At 71.8% G+C, this 19,184-nt stretch carries 15 protein-coding genes and 1 pseudogene; 3 read left to right on the forward strand and 13 right to left on the reverse strand.

What is annotated here, in order from left to right; all coding sequences use genetic code 11:
• Positions 1-16: 16 nt before the first annotated feature.
• The 4 genes and pseudogenes from Cco03nite_RS09740 to Cco03nite_RS09755 form a co-directional block, all read right to left on the reverse strand.
• Positions 17-874, reverse strand: coding sequence for a hypothetical protein (locus Cco03nite_RS09740; protein ID WP_203691345.1), 858 nt, complete (start codon positions 872-874; stop codon positions 17-19).
• Complete coding sequence (locus tag Cco03nite_RS09745; RefSeq protein ID WP_239167256.1) at positions 871-1,395, reverse strand: SigE family RNA polymerase sigma factor; 525 nt, start codon at positions 1,393-1,395, stop codon at positions 871-873. The genes Cco03nite_RS09740 and Cco03nite_RS09745 overlap by 4 nt, the downstream gene beginning before the upstream one ends.
• 132 nt (positions 1,396-1,527) lie before the next feature.
• Positions 1,528-2,211: a response regulator transcription factor gene (locus Cco03nite_RS09750; protein ID WP_120317276.1), complete on the reverse strand. Its 684-nt coding sequence runs from the start codon at positions 2,209-2,211 to the stop codon at positions 1,528-1,530.
• Between the two features lie 175 nt (positions 2,212-2,386).
• Positions 2,387-3,646: pseudogene (locus Cco03nite_RS09755) on the reverse strand (sensor histidine kinase); the annotation flags it as partial.
• A 229-nt stretch (positions 3,647-3,875) separates the two neighbouring features.
• Here Cco03nite_RS09755 and phoU point away from each other — a divergent pair.
• Positions 3,876-4,514, forward strand: coding sequence for a phosphate signaling complex protein PhoU (gene phoU, locus Cco03nite_RS09760; protein ID WP_203691347.1), 639 nt, complete (start codon positions 3,876-3,878; stop codon positions 4,512-4,514).
• Positions 4,515-4,694: 180 nt separating this feature from the next.
• Here the strand turns inward: phoU and Cco03nite_RS09765 are convergent, their stop codons facing one another.
• From Cco03nite_RS09765 to Cco03nite_RS09800, 8 genes are all read right to left on the reverse strand, one after another.
• The gene (locus Cco03nite_RS09765; protein WP_203691349.1) at positions 4,695-5,606 is read right to left on the reverse strand and encodes a PDDEXK-like endonuclease domain-containing protein; all 912 of its coding nucleotides are present in this window, start codon (positions 5,604-5,606) and stop codon (positions 4,695-4,697) included.
• Between the two features lie 209 nt (positions 5,607-5,815).
• Positions 5,816-6,745 carry a carbohydrate ABC transporter permease gene (locus Cco03nite_RS09770; RefSeq protein WP_203691351.1) on the reverse strand — a complete coding sequence of 310 codons (930 nt, stop codon included), beginning with the start codon at positions 6,743-6,745 and terminating at the stop codon, positions 5,816-5,818.
• 12 nt (positions 6,746-6,757) lie between these two features.
• Entirely contained in the window at positions 6,758-7,747 is a 990-nt protein-coding gene (locus tag Cco03nite_RS09775; RefSeq protein WP_203691353.1) for a carbohydrate ABC transporter permease, read from the reverse strand.
• A 141-nt stretch (positions 7,748-7,888) separates the two neighbouring features.
• Entirely contained in the window at positions 7,889-9,313 is a 1,425-nt protein-coding gene (gene ngcE, locus Cco03nite_RS09780; protein WP_203691361.1) for an N-acetylglucosamine/diacetylchitobiose ABC transporter substrate-binding protein, read from the reverse strand.
• A 236-nt stretch (positions 9,314-9,549) separates the two neighbouring features.
• Positions 9,550-10,452, reverse strand: coding sequence for a MurR/RpiR family transcriptional regulator (locus tag Cco03nite_RS09785; protein WP_203691363.1), 903 nt, complete (start codon positions 10,450-10,452; stop codon positions 9,550-9,552).
• A 220-nt stretch (positions 10,453-10,672) separates the two neighbouring features.
• Entirely contained in the window at positions 10,673-12,040 is a 1,368-nt protein-coding gene (locus Cco03nite_RS09790) for an MFS transporter (protein WP_239167257.1), read from the reverse strand.
• Positions 12,041-12,048: 8 nt separating this feature from the next.
• Complete coding sequence (locus Cco03nite_RS09795; protein ID WP_203691467.1) at positions 12,049-13,290, reverse strand: MDR family MFS transporter; 1,242 nt, start codon at positions 13,288-13,290, stop codon at positions 12,049-12,051.
• Positions 13,291-13,411: 121 nt separating this feature from the next.
• Positions 13,412-14,677 (reverse strand): MDR family MFS transporter, encoded by a 1,266-nt coding sequence (locus Cco03nite_RS09800; protein ID WP_203691364.1) that lies wholly within the window; start codon positions 14,675-14,677, stop codon positions 13,412-13,414.
• 194 nt (positions 14,678-14,871) lie between these two features.
• Here Cco03nite_RS09800 and Cco03nite_RS09805 point away from each other — a divergent pair, with 194 nt between their 5' ends.
• Entirely contained in the window at positions 14,872-15,627 is a 756-nt protein-coding gene (locus Cco03nite_RS09805; protein ID WP_275412021.1) for a phosphoglyceromutase, read from the forward strand.
• Positions 15,628-16,022: 395 nt separating this feature from the next.
• Here the strand turns inward: Cco03nite_RS09805 and Cco03nite_RS42790 are convergent, their stop codons facing one another.
• Positions 16,023-17,666, reverse strand: coding sequence for a helix-turn-helix domain-containing protein (locus Cco03nite_RS42790; protein WP_203691368.1), 1,644 nt, complete (start codon positions 17,664-17,666; stop codon positions 16,023-16,025).
• A 151-nt stretch (positions 17,667-17,817) separates the two neighbouring features.
• Between Cco03nite_RS42790 and Cco03nite_RS09815 the strand changes: the two genes are divergently transcribed.
• Entirely contained in the window at positions 17,818-19,041 is a 1,224-nt protein-coding gene (locus Cco03nite_RS09815; RefSeq protein ID WP_203691370.1) for a hypothetical protein, read from the forward strand.
• The last annotated feature ends 143 nt before the right edge of the window (positions 19,042-19,184 follow it).

A 19,184-nucleotide genomic window follows, 5' to 3' on the forward strand; every position in this document is an offset into this window, starting at 1 on the left:
CCGAAACAGCAGCTGCCTACATGGGGCCGTCGACGGGGGGCAGGGACCGCTGGGTGTAGCCGGTCGGGATGGTCACTGTCAGGGGTGCGAGGGAGTCCGGGGTGCGGGAGAGCCACTCGAAGTCGAGGCGGTTGCGGGCGTCGCCGTCGGGGGTGTGCTTGACCGTCTCGCGGCGGACCGCCCGGTAGGTCTCGGCGTCCACCCACAGCTCGTCCGAGCCGTCCTCGAACTCCAGGCGCAGGTGCAGGACCGCCCGGCCGTCCAGGTCGACGGGGCCGACCAGGGTGTAGCCGTCGCCGCGCTGCAGCGCCGCCCGGAGCTCCTCGGGGGTGCCTCCGGCCGGACCCGACGGCCGCAACCCGTTCAGTCGCCGCTCGTCGCGCACGAAGCTCCGGTCGTCGTGGAAGACCTGCGTCATGGTGAGCGTGTCGTCGCGTACCACCTGCCAGAGGTCCATGGTCGACGCGCCGCCGGGGGCCGGCAGGTGGGTGATGCGCGAGTCGCCGGTCGTCTGGTCGAACCACCACTCGCCGTGCTCGGTGGTGCCCTGGTGGGTGGTGGTCGAGACGACGTGCTGCACGTCGTCCCCGGCCAGCGCCGCCACGGCCCGCTCCGACACCATGCCCACGGTCAGCAGCTCGGGCGCGGGCCGCAGGCCCGGGTCCGCGGTCGGGGCGGCGGGTGTGCCGCCCAGCGCCGTCATCGCGACCGCCACCACGGCCGCCAGGCCGAACACGCCGGTGCCGACCGCCCGGCCGGCGGTACGGCGGCGGTTACGGCGTACCGCCCGGTCCAGCAGGTCCGCGCTCGGCCGCAGGTCGGCGGTGTGCTCCCGCATCCCGGCGGCCAGTTCCTCTTCCAGTGCGCTGTTCATGAAGGTGCTCCGATCCGCAGTGGGGATTCGTCGAGAGCCCAGGCCGCCGTGATCTCGCGCAGCCGGGCCAGGCCGCGCGAGGCGCTGGATTTGACCGTGCCGACCGAGCAGCCGAGCGCCGCCGCGGCCTCGGCCTCGCTGAGCTGCTCCCAGTAACGCAGCACCAGCACGGCCCGCTGCCGGGGCGGCAGCTGGGCCAGCGCCTGCACCAGGGCGTGGCGCAGCGCGAGCCGGTCCGTGCCGTCGGAGTGGGCGGGCGGCTCGACCGTGGCGACGACCTCGCGCCGCCGCAGCCGCAGCCGCCAGCTGTCCACGGCCAGGTGGTACATGGTCCGGCGCAGGTAGCCCTCGGTGTCGCCGTCGATGCGGCGCCAGGCCCGCATCATCCGTTCCAGGGCCGCCTGGAGCAGGTCCTCTCCGGCGGTGCGCCCGCCGCTGAGCAGGGTCGCCGTGGCCAGCAGGGCCGGGCCGCGCGCGGCGACCAGGTCCGCCAGCCCGGCGTACGCGTCTCGTGACCGCACAGGCTCTCCTTTCGTCGCCCACCAAGGACGACGCCCTTAACCCGAAGGTTGACAGCCTGGGGGTAATAAGAAGCTCCGCCCGTGCCGCGGGACCCGGCAGGGACGGAGCGTGGAGAAAGTCGCGGTGACGGCCTACGGCTCGAACTTGTAGCCCAGGCCGCGGACGGTGACGAGGTAGCGGGGCGTCGACGGCTCCGGCTCGATCTTCGAGCGCAGCCGCTTCACGTGTACGTCCAGGGTCTTGGTGTCGCCGACGTAGTCGGCGCCCCATACCCGGTCGATGAGCTGGCCGCGGGTCAGCACCCGGCCGGCGTTGCGCAGCAGCAGCTCCAGCAGCTCGAACTCCTTCAGCGGCAGCTGCACCGGCGCGCCGTCGACGGTGACCACGTGCCGCTCGACGTCCATCCGCACCGGGCCGGCCGCCAGCGTGCCGCCCGCCACCTCGACCACGTCGGTGGTCTGCCGGCGCAGCACCGCCCGGATGCGGGCGACCAGCTCGCGCGGGGAGTACGGCTTGGTCACGTAGTCGTCGGCCCCGATCTCCAGGCCGACCACCTTGTCGATCTCGCTGTCCCGCGCGGTGACCATGATGATCGGCACGTGCGAGCGCTGGCGCAGCTGGCGGCAGACCTCGGTGCCGGACATCTCCGGCAGCATCAGGTCGAGCAGCACGATGTCCGCGCCGGTGCGGTCGAACTCGGTGAGCGCGGCGGTGCCGGTGGCCGCGACGGACACCTCGAAGCCTTCCTTGCGCAGCATGTACGACAGCGCGTCCGAGAACGACTCCTCGTCCTCGACGACCAGTACGCGGGACATCACGCCCACCTTTCGCAGTTGCCAGTCAGCCGGTCTGTGCCGGTCGTGCGGGGTTCGCAGCCGCCGTTGCGGGGTTGGCGTCCTCGGCTGCGAGGTTCACGGCGTCGGCCGCGTGGTTCAGGTCCGCGACGGCGGGGCCGTCGGAGAGGGTCGGGGGCGCAGGGGCGTCGGGCACCGGCGCCGCATCGATCTCAAAGGAGGCGGGTAGCGGAAGCATCGCCTCCGGTGGTCGGGCAGGTAACCGGAGGGTGAACGTCGAGCCTCCACCCAGACGGCTGCGCACGTCCACGCGCCCCCCGTGGTTGGTGGCGATGTGCTTGACGATGGCCAGGCCGAGGCCCGTGCCGCCGGTCGCCCGCGAGCGGGCCTGGTCGGCCCGGTAGAAGCGCTCGAACACCCGGTCCAGGTCCCCCGGCCCGATGCCGATGCCCTGGTCCGACACGCTGATGTCGACCCGGTCGCCCTCGGCCAGCGCGCTGACCACGACCGCGGAGTGCTCGTGCGAGTACGCCACCGCGTTCTCGACCAGGTTGCCCAGCGCCGTGGCGAACTGGTTGTCGTTGCCGTACACGGTCAGCCCGCGGGTGCCGACGACGACCAGCTCGATGTGCTTGGCGGCGGCGTTGGTGCGGGCCCGGTCCAGCGCCTCGGCCACCACCGCGTCCACCGCGACCGGCTCCGGGTCCGGCAGCCGCTCGGCGCCCTGCAGGCGGGACAGCTCCAGCAGCTCCGACACCAGCCGGCCGAGCCGCGTGCTCTCCCGCTGTATGCGCTCGGCGAACCGCCGGCTCGCCACCACGTCCTCGGCCGCCTGGGCCGCCGCCGCCTCCGGGTCGGCCGGCTGCTCGTCGGGCGGCTCGGTGGCGTCCAGCAGCGCCTCGGCGAGCAGTTGCAGCGCGCCGATCGGGGTCTTCAGCTCGTGGCTCACGTTCGCCACGAAGTCGCGGCGCACCCGCTCGACCCGGTGCGCGTCGGTGACGTCGGCCGCCTCCACGCAGACCAGCCCGCCGCCGACCGCCACCGCGCGCAGGTGCACGCCCAGCGGCTGCGACTCGGCCAGCTCGCGGCCGCGCGGCAGGTCCAGCTCCACCTCGCGCGGCACGCCCGTGTGGCGCACCTGCCCGGCGAGCGTACGCAGGATCGGGTGAGCGGCGATCGTGCCCGGCACGGCGCTGGCCCGCAGCATGCCCATGGCCCGCGCCGACCGGTTGGCCAGCACGACCTGGTCGGTGCCGTCGAGCAGCACCACGCCCACCCGCAGCGCGTCCAGGCTCTTGCGGCCCAGCCCGGCCAGCGGGTCGCCCACGGGCGGCGCGCCCAGCCCCGACGGCCCCAGCGCGTTCACCGCGCGCGCCGCTCGCCGGTGTGCCTGGTAACGGGCCAGCAGCAGGCCCGCGGCGAGGCCGAGCACGATGCCGACGGCGATCGCCAGCATGAGCGTGCCGCCGTCCGGGGGCGCTGCCAGTATCGTCACGTTGCGATCGTAGGTCAGATCATTCAGCCAACGTTCTTGTACAAATCATCTGTAACCTGCTCATATAGGGCATTGGTTGCACAGTGTTCACCGTCGCGCCTGCTCCCGTTCACCGGCGTTCACCTTCCGGCCGTGCACGCCGCCTACCGTGGGGCGGACCAGAGCCCCCCACCGTTACTGGAAGTGATCAATGCGCGAGGAGTTCCGTGCCGACCTGCTCGAGGTCGGCCGCCTGCTGGTCTCCATGGCCGAGGCGGTCCGCACCGCGATGAGCGCGGCAACCACCGCCCTGCTCAGCGCCGACAAGGAGGGCGCCGAGCGCGTCATCGCCCGCGACGAGGAGATCAACGCCCTGTTCCGCGCCGTCGAGGAGAAGGTGCTCCGGCTGCTCGCGCAGCAGGCCCCCGTCGCCTCCGACCTGCGCATGGTGATCACGTCGCTGCACATCGGCACCGACCTGGAGCGTATGGGCGACCTGGCCGAGCACGTGGCCAAGTCGGCGCTGCGCCGGCACCCCGCGGTCTGCGTGCCCGCCGAGCTCACCGGCGTCTTCGGCCAGATGGCCAACATCGCCGACCGCATCGCCGGCAAGATCACGCTGGTGCTCGCCTCCCGCGACATCGAGCGCGCCGCCGAGCTGGAGCGCGACGACGACGCCATGGACGAGCTGGAGAAGGCGCTGTTCCAGAAGCTGCTCAACGCCGAGTGGACGCACGGCGTCGAAGCCGCCGTGGACGCCGCCCTGCTGGCCCGCTTCTACGAGCGCTACGCCGACCACGCCGTCAACGCCGGCCGCCACGTCATCTACCTGGTAACCGGCGAATCCTGACCCCCACCCTCCCCGCACCATCGCCAGACCCCGCCTTACGTAGACGTTGGCCTATCTCATCGACTCCGAGCGCCGGATTTTCGATGAGATAGGCCAACGTTTATGGGGTTCACGGCGAACCGGCGCCGTTCGCAGATCACCGGGCGGTCCGGCGAACAGGAGTTGGCCTGCAAGGGATGCTCAGGCACGTCGCGAGCGGTGGGACATCATCTGGGCCACCTCCGCCCGTACGGCATCAGGCTCGCGCCGCAGGCGCGTCCCGGTGAACCGTACGACCGTGAAGCCCAGCGCGGTGAGCGCCGCGTCCCGCCGAAGATCACGCTCCCGATCACGGGGTGAGGAGTGGTACGCCGCGCCGTCCAGCTCTATGTCGAGCCCCGTCTGCTCGTCGAGGATGTCCAGGTAGACGGCGTGTTCACCCACCATGACCTTCACTTGACGGCGTAGCCGGGCGAACGCCCGTCCACGGAACACCCGGTCGTGTCCCCACAACTCGAGCGGGCTGTGGCAGCCCGCCGCCAGCCGGTCCAGCAGCTGCACCAGATAGCGGCGGCCGGCCAGTCGCGGAGTACGTTCCAGCTCCTCACGAAGCCGGCCCGGCGTCGTCATCCGATCTGCGACGGCCGTGATCGCCGGGGCTCGCCTGGCGTCACCGTCCAGCAGCGGCCGGCTGTCCACGATCGCCGTTTCCAACCGGGTGACCGGGATCCCGACCCGGGTGACGACGTGTGACGGCTCAGGATTGAAGTCCTCCCGCCGGTGAACCCTGACCCCAGGCGCGCCGCGCAGATGGCGGGACTGCCCGGTGAGCAGGTGAATCCACGAGTCGTCCGGCACCGGCAGTCCCCAGACCCGTAACGCGGAGAGGTGGCTCACGGCCACCGGCGGGCCCGCGTACGACAGCGCGGCCCGAAGCACTGTGTCCCAGTCGTTCAACGCGTCCGGCAGGAGGAACGTCCGCGGCAACGTCCGCGCCAAGTGCCCGGCCCGGACCGCGTACGCGAGCACGTACTCGGGCACGGCGCTCGTCAGGGCCGCCCGGTCGGCCAGCCCGTCCCGAGCCGACATCACCTCACGCAGAGCCGGTCGCATCCCGGCAGCGTCGACGATCGCCGACCCCGAAACCACCGGCAATCTGCCACCTGTGGACGACACGCGCGTCATCCACAGGACCCCACCCGTCCCGCCATACACGTTGGCCTATCTCATCGAAAATCCGGCACTGGGATTCGATGAGATAGGCCAACGTGTATGTAAAGCGGAGCCGGGGCGCGGAGCCGGGGCGGGCGGGCGGGGGTGGGTTACTTGAGTGTCGCGCCGGTCAGGCCGGACTGGACCTGGCGGTGGAAGCCCAGGTACACGGCGAGGATCGGGAGCATCGCGATGGTCATGCCCGCGAACAGCCGTGCGAAGTCCGTCTCGTACCGGGCGTTCGTCGCCAGTTCCAGCAGGCCCTGGGTGAGCATCTTCTTGTCGGAGTCCTTCATCAGCACGGTCGGCAGCAGGAACTGGTTCCACTGCCCGATCACGTTGAAGATCCCGATGCTGATCAGACCGGGCTTCGCCATCGGCATCATGACCTGGAAGAACAGTCGCACATGCCCGGCCCCGTCCACCGACGCGGCCTCCGCGATGGTGGTCGGCAGCGTCCGGAAGAAGGCGTGCAGGAAGAACACCGTGAAGGGCATCGAGTACGCCACGTACACCAGGATCAGGCCCAGGTGCGTGTTCAGCCCGATGACCTCTTCCAGGCCCAGCGCCGTCGACATGTCCTGCACCAGCAGGAACAGCGGCAGGATGCCGAGGTAGATCGGCAGCGTCAGACCGGCGACGAACATCCAGTACACGGCCCGGTTGCCCCGGAACGGATACCGTGCGAGCACGTACGCCGCCATCGCGCCGAACAGCATGGTCAGCGTCACGCTGCCGAGCAGCACGATGACCGTGTTCAGGAAGAATTCGCCGATGTTGCCCTTGGTCCAGGCGCGGCCGAAGGCGCCGAAGAGCCACTGCTCGGGCAGGCCGAGCGGGTCGTGGATGATCTCGTCGTCGGTCTTGAACGACTGGATCACGGCCCAGATCAGCGGGATGGTGACCAGCAGGCCCCAGACCGCGAGGAAGATGTGGGCGAAGGCGTTGGCGGCGTATCCCTCACGCTGCTTGACCGGCGCGGCGGCCGGCGCGGGCGGCGCGGCCGCGGCGGGGGCGTCTGCGGTAACGGTGGTGGCCATCTCGTATACCTCTCAGAACTCGAGCTTGTCGCGGCTGCGGGTGAGCCGGAACTGCACACCGGCCAGCAGCATCGTCAGCAGGGCGATGGACATGCCCATCGCGCAGGCGAACGCGAAGCCGTCGTAGCGGCTGCTGCGGAAGGCGCTGGTGAGCATCCACGAGCTCATGACCTCGCTGGCGTTGTTCGGGCCGCCGCCACCGGCTCCCGGGGTGAGGCCGATGACCAGCGCGTAGAAGTCGAGTGCGGCGATGCCGAGGTAGATCCAGGCGACCGAGACGTGCTCGCGCAGCAGCGGCAGCGTCACGCGGAAGAAGGTCTGCACGCGGGTCGCGCCGTCGAGGGTGGCGGCCTCGTAGATGTCCTTCGGGATCGACTGCATGGCCGCCGAGAAGAGCACCAGGTAGAAGCCGACGCCGCCCCAGATCGCGACGGCGATGAGGCAGATCAGCACCACGGGTGCGTCGAGCGTGAACGCGCCGAGGTGGATGGGCGGGATCACCGAGTCGGACTCGGCGAGGAACAGCAGCGGCTTCTCCTCGTCGACCAGCCCGAGCGACATCAGGACCGCGTTGATCATGCCGCCGTCGTTGCTCTGGAACACGCGGCGCCAGATCACCGCGACGATGGCGATCGACAGCACCTGCGGGAAGAAGAAGATGAACTTGTACAGCGACGAGCCGCGCACGCCGCGGATGCCGGCCTTGTCGCCCCGGCCGCCGACGTTGAGCATGAACGCGAAGAACAGCGCCAGCAGGATCGTGACGATGGGGAACACCGTGAGCACGACCGCGTTGTGGCCGATGGCCCGCAGGTAGACCTCGTCCTTGAGGAGTTCCAGGTAGTTGCCGAGGCCTACGAAGCCGTACTCGGGGCTGAACCCGTTGAAGTCGGTCAGCGAGAAGTACGCCGTACGCACGTAGGGGATGAGGACGTACACCACGTAGAGCAGGACCGGGGCGAAGAGGAATCCTGCAATGAAGGGCGCTCTGCCGTTCCGCATGATCTAGTTCCTTTGCTGACAGCTGCGAGGGGAACGGGCGGGTTGCCGGGGCAGCCACAGACCAGGTGAGCCGCGTTCCGCGGGGGGTGGGGCCGGCCGGGCCGGCCCCACCCGTGATCGGGAGACCCGATCACGCGACGATCAGGCGGTGCGCTTCTGCTTGACGATCTTCTCGTCCTTGGCCACCTCGTCGGCGACCTTCTGCACGGCGGCCATGAAGGCGTCCGGCGTGGACTTGCCCGCCAGCAGGTCGGTGGCGGCGTTGCCCACGGCCGTCACCAGCGGGGCGTACCAGCCCTCGTAGCGCCAGCTGATGACCTCGGGGGCGGCCGCGGCCACCTTCGAGGCGGAGGTCAGGGCGTTGGAGATGGTCAGGCCGTCGGCGGCGCCCTTGACGACCGGCAGGGACTTGGTGAGCTCGGCGAACTTGCGCGCCTGCTCCTTGCCCAGCATCATGCGCAGGAACTCGAGGCCGCCGGCCGGGTTCTTGCTCCGGCTCGGGACGATGAAGCCCTCGCCCGGCGCCGCGTGCACGGTGCCGTACTTGCTCTTGTCCGAAGCGGAGATGTTCCACGGCGGAGCCACGGCCAGCTTGACCCCGGCCGGGATGGTCTTGGCCATCTCGCCCTCGAGCCACGAGCCGCACCAGATGAACAGGGCCTTGCCGTCGAGCACGGCCTGCTGCGTGGTGGTGTGGTCGAGACCGGACGCGCCGGCCTGCACCCAGCCCTTGGCGGCCATCTCGGCGAGGCGCTCGGCGGTCAGCTTGACCGCGTCCTGCTTCCACGCGTTCGGCTCAAGGTTGTCGATCTTCATGAAGGCGTCGAGGCCACCGGCCATCCAGATGAACTCGTTCACCACGTTGAAGATGTACCAGGGGTGGATGCCCTGGAACGTGAAGGCCGCGATCTTGTCGGCCTTCGCCTTCTCCGCCAGCGCCGCGAACTCGTCCCAGTTCTTCGGCACGGTGTAGCCCTTGGTGGCGAACAGGGTCTCGTCGTACCACATGCCGTAGATCGAGTACGCGTAGTTCAGGGTGTACGGCTTGCCGTTGAACAGGCCCGACTCGATCGTGCCGGCGACCAGGGTGTCCTTGACCTTGACCTTCGGGTCGTCGTAGCTGCCCGCCTCGAGCAGCTCGGTGAGGTCGCGCAGCTGGTTGCCCTGGATGACCGGGCCGACCGGGATGGTCTCGGGGGACGAGTTGTTCAGCAGGTCCGGCGGGTTGCCGCCGTAGAAGCGCGGCTGGTAGTCGGTGAGGATCAGCTTGGAGAACTTCAGGTCGACCTTGCTGCCCGGCCACTTGGCCTCGTAGGCGGCCACGTCGAACTTGGCGTAGTCCTCGCCGAAGCCGCCGTTGAAGAACGCGACCTCCAGCGGCTGCTTGTCACCGACGCCGAACGGGTTGGCCTCGGTCTTCTCGCCGGTGGTGCCACCGTCGCCGTCCTCGCTGGCGCACGCGGCCAGGGCGCTGATGGCGGGGGCGGCGAGCAGACCGGCGGCAGCGGCCCGGCGCAGCACGGTGCGGCGGTTCAGCTCCGACGGGCTGTCGGGGGTTACGGTCATGACAATCTCCTCGTACGAGATATCGCGGCGCGTCGGGCCCATCCGGCGCGTCGCTGCACTTCGATCTGGTGTTGCGCTTCCCCGGGGAGACCGGGAAACGTCACGCCGGGGGGCGTGACCAGATACCGCAGCGGTGCGTCGTTCGACGTCGCCGCGTCTACCGGCACAGATGCGCCGGAGTTGAGGGCACGGCCCGAAGCCGTGCGGGTGAGAACCGCCGTGAGGGTGGACATCGCTCACACCACCTCCCGGAGGCGGTGGCCGGCGACCGCCTGGGCGGTGCGCTGGAACGCCGCGTGCGCACGCTCGTGGGTGCGCTGCGCGACGGCGATGTACAGCAGGTCGAGCACGACCAGCTGCGGGTGCCGGGCCGAGAGCGAGTCCGGCCGGAACGTGGTGGCCTGCGTCGCCGTGGTGAGCACGACATCGGCGACGTCGGCCAGCGGTGAGCGGGGAAAGCTGGTGAGCGCGACTGTGATCGCGCCGCGGCTGCCGGCCTCGGCGACCATCTCGATGGTCTCCCGGGTCTGGCCGGAGTGCGAGATGCCCAGCGCGACGTCACCGGCGCTCAGCAGCGCGGCGCTGGCCAGACCGTTGTGCACGTCGGGCCAGGACCAGGCGGCGATGCCGATGCGGTGCAACGAGAACTGCATCTCCGCGCCGACCAGGGCGGAGCCGGAGGCCCCGTAGATGTCGACGCGGTCGGCGGCGGCGATGGCGTCGGCGGCGCGCTCGACCTCGACCAGGTCGGTCATCGCGGCGGTGTCCTGCATGGCCCGGGTGTCGGCGGCCATGATCTGGCCGAGCACGCGCTCCAGCGGGTCGCCCGGTTCGATCTCGCGTCCGATGTCGACGACCCAGCCCGCGGAGCGGGCGGCGCGGCCGGTCTCCCCCGCGATGGCCAGGCGCAGATCGGCGTATCCCTCGAAGCCGACCGCCCGGCAGAACCGGGTGATGGTGGCGGGCGAGGTTCGCGAGCGCTCGGCGAGTTCGACGATGGTGGCGCGGGAGGCACCGGAGGGATCGGTGAGCACCTGTTCGGCGACCCGCCGCAGAGCGCCCGTGAACTCGGGAAGCTTGGCGCGCAAACGGGCGAGCACGCTGTCCGTGCCGGCCGTCGGGTACGCGCCTCGTTCCACGTTCGTCAACCTCTTTTAGGAAGGAGTGTTAACTGTATGTGGAAAGAATTCTTACTTAATTTGGCGCTGTGTCAACAGTCACGTTGGCCGTTTTCAAACCGTTACTTTGCGACATCCTTCGATGGGATGAGCGCCCGATCGGCCATTCGGTGGAGTCGATGTCACCCGGTTATCACGGCACTGCGGCTCACGCCGACGGTGCGTCGCGATCCCATGCCGATCAGGCGAAAGCGGGCTCGACCGTCTCTTGTGGGGCGATCTCCGCCGCCCGGATCGACGCGGCCCGCGCCTCGCGCCGGCGGGCCGTCCACAGGTGACCCGCCGCGCCCAGCAGACCCAGCACGCCGCACGCGAGCCAGTGCCACGCACCCAGGTGCTGCAGGCTCCAGCCGCCCACCGACGGCGCGACGAACCCGGCAGCCGGGAACACCAGGAAGAAGACGCCCTGGTAGCGACCGCGCAACGCGGTCGGGGCCAGCTCGGCGATGATCGAGGCGTTCGGCGGCGCGGCCAGCATCTGGCCGACCGTCCACACCGCGGCCGCGGCCACGTACACCCAGAGCCGGTCGGCCAGGAAGACCGTGCTGTAGCCGACCGCGAGCAGCGCGAACGCCGCCGCCAGCACGACCGCGTGCCGCCGTGCCCCGATCAGCCGCGGCACGAACAGCTGCCCCACCACGATCATCGCCCCGCCCAGCGAGACGACCAGCCCGTACGCGGACGGGCGCAGCCCGTCGCCCTCCATCGCCAGCTGCAGGATCGACTGCCCCTGCACCGTGAGCAGCGCCAGCACGAAGGTCAGCCCGACGAAGGTCAGGAACACCCGGTCCCGCAGCACGACCCCCAGCCCACCCCGCTCACCGGACCGGCCCACGGTCCTCGGCCGGCCGATCGGCAGCCACCCCGCCATCGACGTTGGCCTATCACGTCGACTCCGGCCGCCGGATTTTCCATGTGATAGGCCAACGTCGATGGAAGGACGGGCGGCCGGACCGGTCGCGACACGCTCGCGCCGCAGGGTCTCCGGCACCAGACGCCAGACCAGCAGCGCGGTCACCGCGGTCATGCCCGCGTCGATGAGGAACAGGGCGAGGAAGCTGAACTCGGCGATCACCCCGGCCAGCGCCGCCGCGATCGCGCTGCCCATGTTGAACGCCCAGAACTGCAGGTTGAACGCGCGGGAGCGGTCGGCCTCGGGCAGCACGTCGACGATGGCGGCGACCGTGGCCGGGCCGGGCAGCGAGTGCGCCAGGCCGACGGCGGCGGCCAGCACCGCGATGAGCCAGATCGGCCGGGCCAGGCCGAGCCCGACCATCAGCACCGCGGCAGTGCTGGTGCCCGCGAGGTACGTCGCCTTGCGGCCCCACCGGTCGGCCAGCACCCCGCCGAGCAGGGTGCCGCCCGCGCCACCGGCCCCGTACGCGCCGACCACGAGGCCGGCGACCGCGACGGACGCGCCGCGCGCGGTGGTCAGGTAGATCGGGAGCAGCAGCATGCCGAACGCGCCCACCCGGTTGACGAGCATCGCCGAGAAGAGCATCCAGAAGGTACGCGGCAGCCCGGCCACCGACTCACGAACGAACCGCATACCCGTCCTCACACCGCCTGGAGCGCTTCGGCCCGCCGCTCGCGGGCCGGGCCCGACCAGAGCTGACCGGCCGCCGCGACGATAGCGATCACACCGCAGCCCAGCCACAGCGCCTCGTCGCCGAGGTGCTGCTGCACGTACCCGCCGAGCACCGGCGCGGCGAATCCGGCCACCGACCAGGACAGCGACATCACCCCCTGGTAACGACCACGCATGGCGGCCGGGGACAGCGCGGCGGTCAGCGTCGAGTTCGACGGCGAGTTCAGCATCTCGCCGACCGTCCAGATCAGCACGGTCAGCGCGTAGAACGCGGCCGAGTCGGCGAACGCGGTCAGCCCGAAGCCCAGCCCGATGATCAGCGCCGCCACGGCGAGCACCCGCGAGCGGTCGTACGACCTGATCAGTTTGGGGATGAACAGCTGCCCGGCCACGATGAGCACCCCGTTGAGTGCGATGACCAGGCCGTACTGCTGCGCCGGGATGCCGTCGCCGGTCATCGCGATGGGCAGCGTGGACAGGTGCTGCATGAACACGAACGAGATCAGCAGGTTCACCGCGACGAAGCCGAGGAAGACCCGGTCGCGCAGCACGACGCCGATCCCCGCTCGCTCGACCGGCGCGTGCGGCGCGGCGGCCGGGCGCGCCCGGTGTGGTTCGCGCACCTTGAGCAGGATGAACAGGAACGGCGCGAGCGCGGTCGCGGCGTCCACCAGGAAGATCAGCTTCGGGTCGGCGGACGCGGCCAGTCCCGCCAGCGTCGCGGCGACGGCGAAGCCCACGTTGACGGCCCAGTAGTTGAGCGTGAAGGCACGCAGCCGGTCCTTCTCCGGCACCACGTCCACCATCAGCGCCTGGAACGCGGGCCGCGACGCCTCGCCGACCAGACCGAACAGGAACGTCAGCGGCGCGATGACCCAGAAGCCCTGGGCGAACGCCAGCGACACCAGCAGCACCACGCCGCCCAGGTGCGCGACGAGCAGGGTGATCCGCCGCCCGATCCGGTCGGCCGCCACGCCGCCCGCCATCGTGCCGATCGCGCCGCCCGCCGCCCACAGCCCCAGCACCAGGCCGGATTGCGACGGCGAGAAGCCCTGCACGGTGGTCAGGTAGATGGTCAGGTAGACGATGACGAAGCCGCCGGCCCGGTTGATCAGCGACCCGGTCCACAGGTACCAGTAGGTCGCGGGCAGCCCGCCGACCGTCTCTGCGAACCAGCGCCGGACCCCGGACGGAGCGGAACCGCCGGTCACCGGCCGGCCCGGCCCGGCGGTCTCGGCCGGTCCGGTAACGGCGGCCGCGCGGTCCGACACGGCCTGGACACCCGCATCGGGGTCGGTCGCCGACCGCCTGGATCCGGCCGGGACGCTGGTCTCACGCGGCGACGGGGGCAAGGTCCGCTCCTTCCGCGGTGGGCTTGGGCTCGGTGAGGGCGCGGGCGCGGCGCTCGCGGACCGGGCCGCTGAGCAGCTGACCGGTCGCGACGACGACACCCAGTGCGGCGAGCACCAGCCACAACGTCATCGGCGGCGCGTGGTCGAGCAGCATGCCGCCGAACACCGGCGCGACGAAGTTCGCCGCGGTGAAGCCCATCGAGGCGACGCCCTGGTAGCGCCCGCGCATCGCGGGCTGGGACAGGTCGGCGATGAGAGTGCCGTTGACCGGGGCGTTGAGCATCTCGCCCGCGGTCCACACCACCACGGTCAGCATCAGCGCCGGCACGGTGCCCGCGATCGCGGTCGCGCCCATGCCCAGGCCGACCAGCAGCGCCGACAGCGCCAGCACCCGGCTGCGGTTGCGCCCGGCCAGCAGCTTCGGCACGAACAGCTGGAAGACCACGATCATGATGCCGTTGACCGCGATCACGGTGCCGTAGTCGGCGGCGTCCAGGCCGCGCTGGTGCATCGCGATCGGGATCAGCTTGCAGGACTCGATGATGATCCACAGGCCGAGGTTGAGCAGCACGAACGTCATGAACACCCGGTCGCGCAGCACCATGAGGATGCTTCCCTCGACCGGAGCCTTGTGCGGCACGGCGGTGCCGGTCGCCGCCGCCCGGACCGGCTGCGTCTCCGGCACCCGCCAGAACACGATCGCCGCCATGACCAGCTGCGTCGCCGCGTTGAGCAGGAACACCGTCAGGTGCGGGGTGCGCGACAGCACTCCCGCGAGCACCGCCGCGAACGAGAAGCCGAGGTTGATGGCCCAGTAGTTGAGGTTCATGCCACGCATGCGCTTCGTCGACCCGAGCACGTCGACCATGGTCGCGGAGAAGGCGGGGCGGCCCAGGCCGTTCCAGAACCCGTACACCGCTGCCAGCAGCGCGACCGCGACCGGCTGGAACACGAAGCCGAGCACCACGGCGGTGCCGGCCAGCGCGACGTTGGACACCAGCAGCGTCGAACGCCGCCCCCAGCGGTCGGCCAGCACGCCGCCGACCAGGGAGCCGAGCGCCATGCCCCCGCCGAACAGGCCGAGCACGAGCCCGGCGAAGGTGGCGGAGAAGCCGTACTCGACCACCATGTGGATCTCGAGGTACAGCATCACGAACGCGCCGGTTCGGTTGATCAAGGTGCCGGTCCACAGATACCAGAAGATCTTCGGCAGTCCGCCCGCCGTCTGCGCCAACCAGCCCCGCACGCCGCACCCCTGTAATGCTCGAAACCCCACTCGGTGCCTTACAACCTAGGGCGCTGGCACGACGGAAGTCACCTCGAATATCACGTGGTGGTCGTCACTGTGCTGCGCCGACGGCTCGGCGACCGCTCCGCTGCGCTGCGCGGTCGTTCGCCGCAAGGGGACTGGTCACAGGCCCTTGACGCCCATCGGGAAAGATGGCGGGCATGGTTGGAACACTGGTGCTGCTGCGGCACGGCTACAGCGAATGGAACGCCAAGAACCTCTTCACCGGCTGGGTCGACGTGGACCTGAACGCCCAGGGCGAGGCCGAGGCGCGCCGCGGCGGCGAGCTGCTCAAGGAACACGCACTGCTGCCCGACGTGGTGCACACCAGCGTGTTGCGACGCGCCATCCGCACCTCCGAGATCGCGCTCGGCGCCGCGGACCGGTCCTGGATCCCGGTGTCGCGCAGCTGGCGGCTCAACGAGCGCCACTACGGCGCGCTGCAGGGCAAGGACAAGAAGCAGACCCTCGACACGTACGGCGAGGAGCAGTTCATGCTCTGGCGCCGCTCGTACGACACCCCGCCGCCGCCGATCGCCGACGACGACGAGTTCTCGCAGGTCGCCGACCCGCGCTACGCGCAGCTCCCGGACGAGCTGAAGCCGCGTACGGAGTGCCTCAAGGACGTCGTCGGCCGGATGCTGCCGTACTGGTACGACGCGATCATCCCGGACCTGCGCACGGGCCGCACGGTGCTCGTGGTCGCCCACGGCAACTCGCTGCGCGCCCTGGTCAAGCACCTGGACGGGATCTCGGACGAGGCGATCGCCGCGCTGAACATTCCGACCGGCATCCCGCTGCGCTACGACCTCGACGAGAACCTGCGCCCGATCACCAAGGGCGGCACCTACCTCGACCCCGCCGCGGCCGCCGAGGCCGCCGCCGCCGTCGCCAACCAGGGCCGCTGACCCACCACCGGGCCAACCCGGCCCCATGATCGTCGAACTTGCCTGGCACATGGGCGTATGCGCGCTCAAGATACGCACAGGTGCCAGGCAAGTCGGGCGATCTTGACGGGTCGCTGCCCGGCGGCGAGGGCTGGACATGCCGGTGGCCGGCGGCGACGCTCACCCCCGTTAGCGTCGCCGGCCGGCCGACCGGTCTCAGGTGGCGGCCGTCCCCCAACGGCGTGGTGCCACCCATCCCCCGGCGCATCCGCTCGGCGCCACAACCGATAAATGATCGGCTGGGCCATCCCCCGGGTTTCATCGAGCGATGCGCTTGAAAGAGACGCTACGCCGCTGGTCAAGTGGCCGTCCAGTCATTTGCGAATCTCATTCGTCACACTTGGTAACCACCGTCTCTACGGTGGGCTACCGTCTCCCCACTTCTTGATCAACTCGATCCGGGTCCGTACCCCGAGCTTGCGGTAAATGCTGGCCAGGTGGGTTTCCACGGTCCGCTCGCCGAGCACCAGCGCGCTCGCGATCTCCTTGGCGGGCGCACCGCGCAGGGCCCAGGCCAGCACCTCCCGCTCGCGGGCGGTCAACCCGCCCGGCCCGGCGTCCGCCCCCGACCAGCTCCGCAGCGCCCGGTCGGCCGCCTCGGCCGCGGCCGGGTCGACGAGCTGCCCGGCGGCCAGCGCCCGGTCGGCCGCCACCGGATCCGGGCGACCGCGCAGGGTGGCCAGTTCGGCCGCGGCCCGCAGCGCGTACCAGCGGACCAGCGCCGTGGGACGGCCCTCGCCGAGCGCCGTAGTCCGGGCCAGCAGCGCCGCCGCGCGGGCCTTGTCGCCCCGCCGGAGCGCGTCGGCCGCCGCCAGGTCGTACGCCCTGGCCTGCAGCTCGGCGTCGCCCAGCGCGGCGGCCTCGCGTACCACCTGGTCCAGCCGGTCCCCCACGACCAGCAGCGCCTCCGCGACCGCCCGCGGGTCCCCGCCCGCGCGGGCCAGGTCCAGCGCTCGCCGCGCCAGTTCGGCCTCCCCCAGCTCGTCGGCCAGCCGGGCCATGAGCCGCGCCGCCGCCGAATGCTGCTCCGGCGGCAACCCCGCAGCGGGCAGCGCCGCACAGGCGTCCCGCAACACGGCCACCCGCACCGGATCCGCGGGCACCGCCGTGCCTCCGGCCAGCGCGCCCGCGCTCGGACGCGGGCCCAGCCCCAGCGCGGCCGCGGCGATCAGGCCGACGTCCGTCGCGCGCAGGCCCAGTCGCAGCGCGCCCGTCAGCGACGCCCGCCCGGCCTCTCGGGCCGCCGCGCTGCCCGCGCCGCGCAGCCGGGCCGTGCCGGAGGCCGCGAGCAGCCGCCCGGCCTGCGCCGGGGTCCACCCGGCCCGCCCGGCGAACAGGGCGGCCTGCGCGTAGTAGCCCGCGGCCAGGTCGTAGGCGCCCTCCTCGTCGGCGGCGGCGGCAGCGGTGGCCGAGGCCGCTACCGCGGCGTCCAGCCGGGCGGCCCCGCCCAGCGCCGCCGCCTCCGCCGTGTGATGCGCCAGCTCGGGCAGTGTCGCCGCCCGCGTCCCGCCGAGCGCGCCCAGCCTGGTCAGCACCGCCGCGACGCGCTCGTGCAGCGCCGCGCGAGCCCGCGCGCCGAGCGTGTCGTAGCAGACCTCCCGGTCCAGCGCGCGCACGAAGCCGTACACCTGAGGTCCCTGCTCGCGGACCAGCCCGGCTTCGGCCGCGTCGTCGAGGCCGCTCAGGACGTCCACCTCGGGGCAGGCCCCCTCCAGGATGGCCAGGTCGAACTCGCGGCCGATCACGGCGGCGGCGGTCACCGTCTCGCGCGCGGCCGGCTCCAGCGCGCGCAGCGCGGCGCGTACCGGCTCGGCCAGCTCGTCGGGCCAGCGCAGCGGCAGCCGGTGCAGGCCGTCGCCGTCGGTGTCGACCTGGTCGGCGATCGCCGCCAGCACTGTCGGGTCCGCGTCGGTACGCCGCAGCAGCTGCTCCACGAGGCGGGGCGCGACGGAGCGGCCGGTGCGCTCCCGCAGCAGCTCGGCGGCCTCTCGTCGGTCCACGACGCCTCCCCTCTCCGGGTCGGTACGCAGGCACCCCCGGTGCAGAAGTTACGTACTCGCCGCGATGTGCGCAGTCCCCTAGCGGACCTAGCGTGAAGTCACCTCGCAACGCCCCCGCAGGAAACCCCCTCCCACCGAAAGGGAGCCTCCGATGTCCCAGTTCCGCGATCTCATCGCCAGGATGGCGGTGGACCCGGAGTTCGCCCGGCACGCACGGGCCAACCCGGACGCCGTCGCCGCGCAGTACGGTCTCACCCCCGACGAGACCGACCAGCTGCGCGGGCTGGCCGACGCCTCGGCCGGCGCCGGGCCCACCGCCCTCGGCGTACGCCTGTCCAAGTCCGGCATCGGCACCGGCGGCCTCGGCAGCCTGATCTCGCCCGCCGACCTGACCCCGGCCGTGCCCGAGCTGCCGGACCTGCCGGAGCCCCCGGACGACCCGACGCCGCCGCCTCCGCCGCCGCTCGTCCCGGCCGACCTGATCCCGGTCGCCTCCGAGGACCTCACCCCGGAGCCCGAGGACGAGCCGCTGCCGCCGCCCCCGCTGCCGTTGCCGCTGCCCGAGGAGGGCATCGAGCTGCCCCCGACGCTGGAGCTGCTGCCGCTGGACCCCGACCCGGAGCCCGAGCCGCTCGTCCCGCCGATCATCCACCTGCCCCCGGACCTGGAGCTGCCGCCCCTGGTCCCGGACCCCGAGCCCGACCCGATCGTGCCGCCGATCATCGAGCTGCCGCCGGACCTCGACCTGCTGCCGCCGTTCACCCCCGACCCGGAGCCCGGCCCGCTGGTGCCGCCGATCATCCACCTGCCCCCGGACCTCGACCTGCCGCCGCTGACCCCGGACCCCGACCCGGGCCCGTGGATCCCGCCGATCCACCTGCCGCCGGACCTCGACCTGTTCCCGGCCGACCCCGACCCGGAGCCGGCCGAGCCGGCCGAGCCCGCGGAACCGGCGGAGCCCGCCGAGCCCGCGGAGCCCGCGCCCGCGCCGGAACCCGCGCCGGAGCCCGCTCCCGAGCCGGCCCCGGCTCCGGAACCCGCTCCCGCGCCGGACCCTGCGCCCGCGCCCGCCGCGGACCCGGCACCCGTGCCGGCCGAGGAGTCCGGCCCGGTCGTGGTGGTCGTGCAGTCCGGCGACCCGACCGGCACCCCGGGCGCCGCGGACCCGGCCCAGCCGGGCTCGGCCGCACCGGCCGTGCCGGCCGACCCGGCGGCCGCCGCGAGCGAGAGCTCGGCCGGCATCGGCACCGAGGAGCTAATCATCGGCGGTGCCGGCCTGGCCGCCGGCGCGGTCGCGGGCGGCGTCGCCGGCGCCGTGGCGGGCAAGGTCTTCAAGTCCGACGACGACGGTACGGAAGCCACGGCGACCGCCTGACCGTCCGCACAGACACCGGGCAGCAGGGGTGTGCGCCCCCGTCGCACCTCTGCTGCCCGGCAGGCGTTCCACGCATCGACGAACCGCCTGAACGGATCACCGTCGTAAAGCAGTCAGCCGAGAGCGTGCAGCCGTTCGGACGC

Origin of the sequence: Catellatospora coxensis, assembly GCF_016862635.1 — a bacterium.
Lineage (GTDB): Bacteria > Actinomycetota > Actinomycetes > Mycobacteriales > Micromonosporaceae > Catellatospora > Catellatospora coxensis.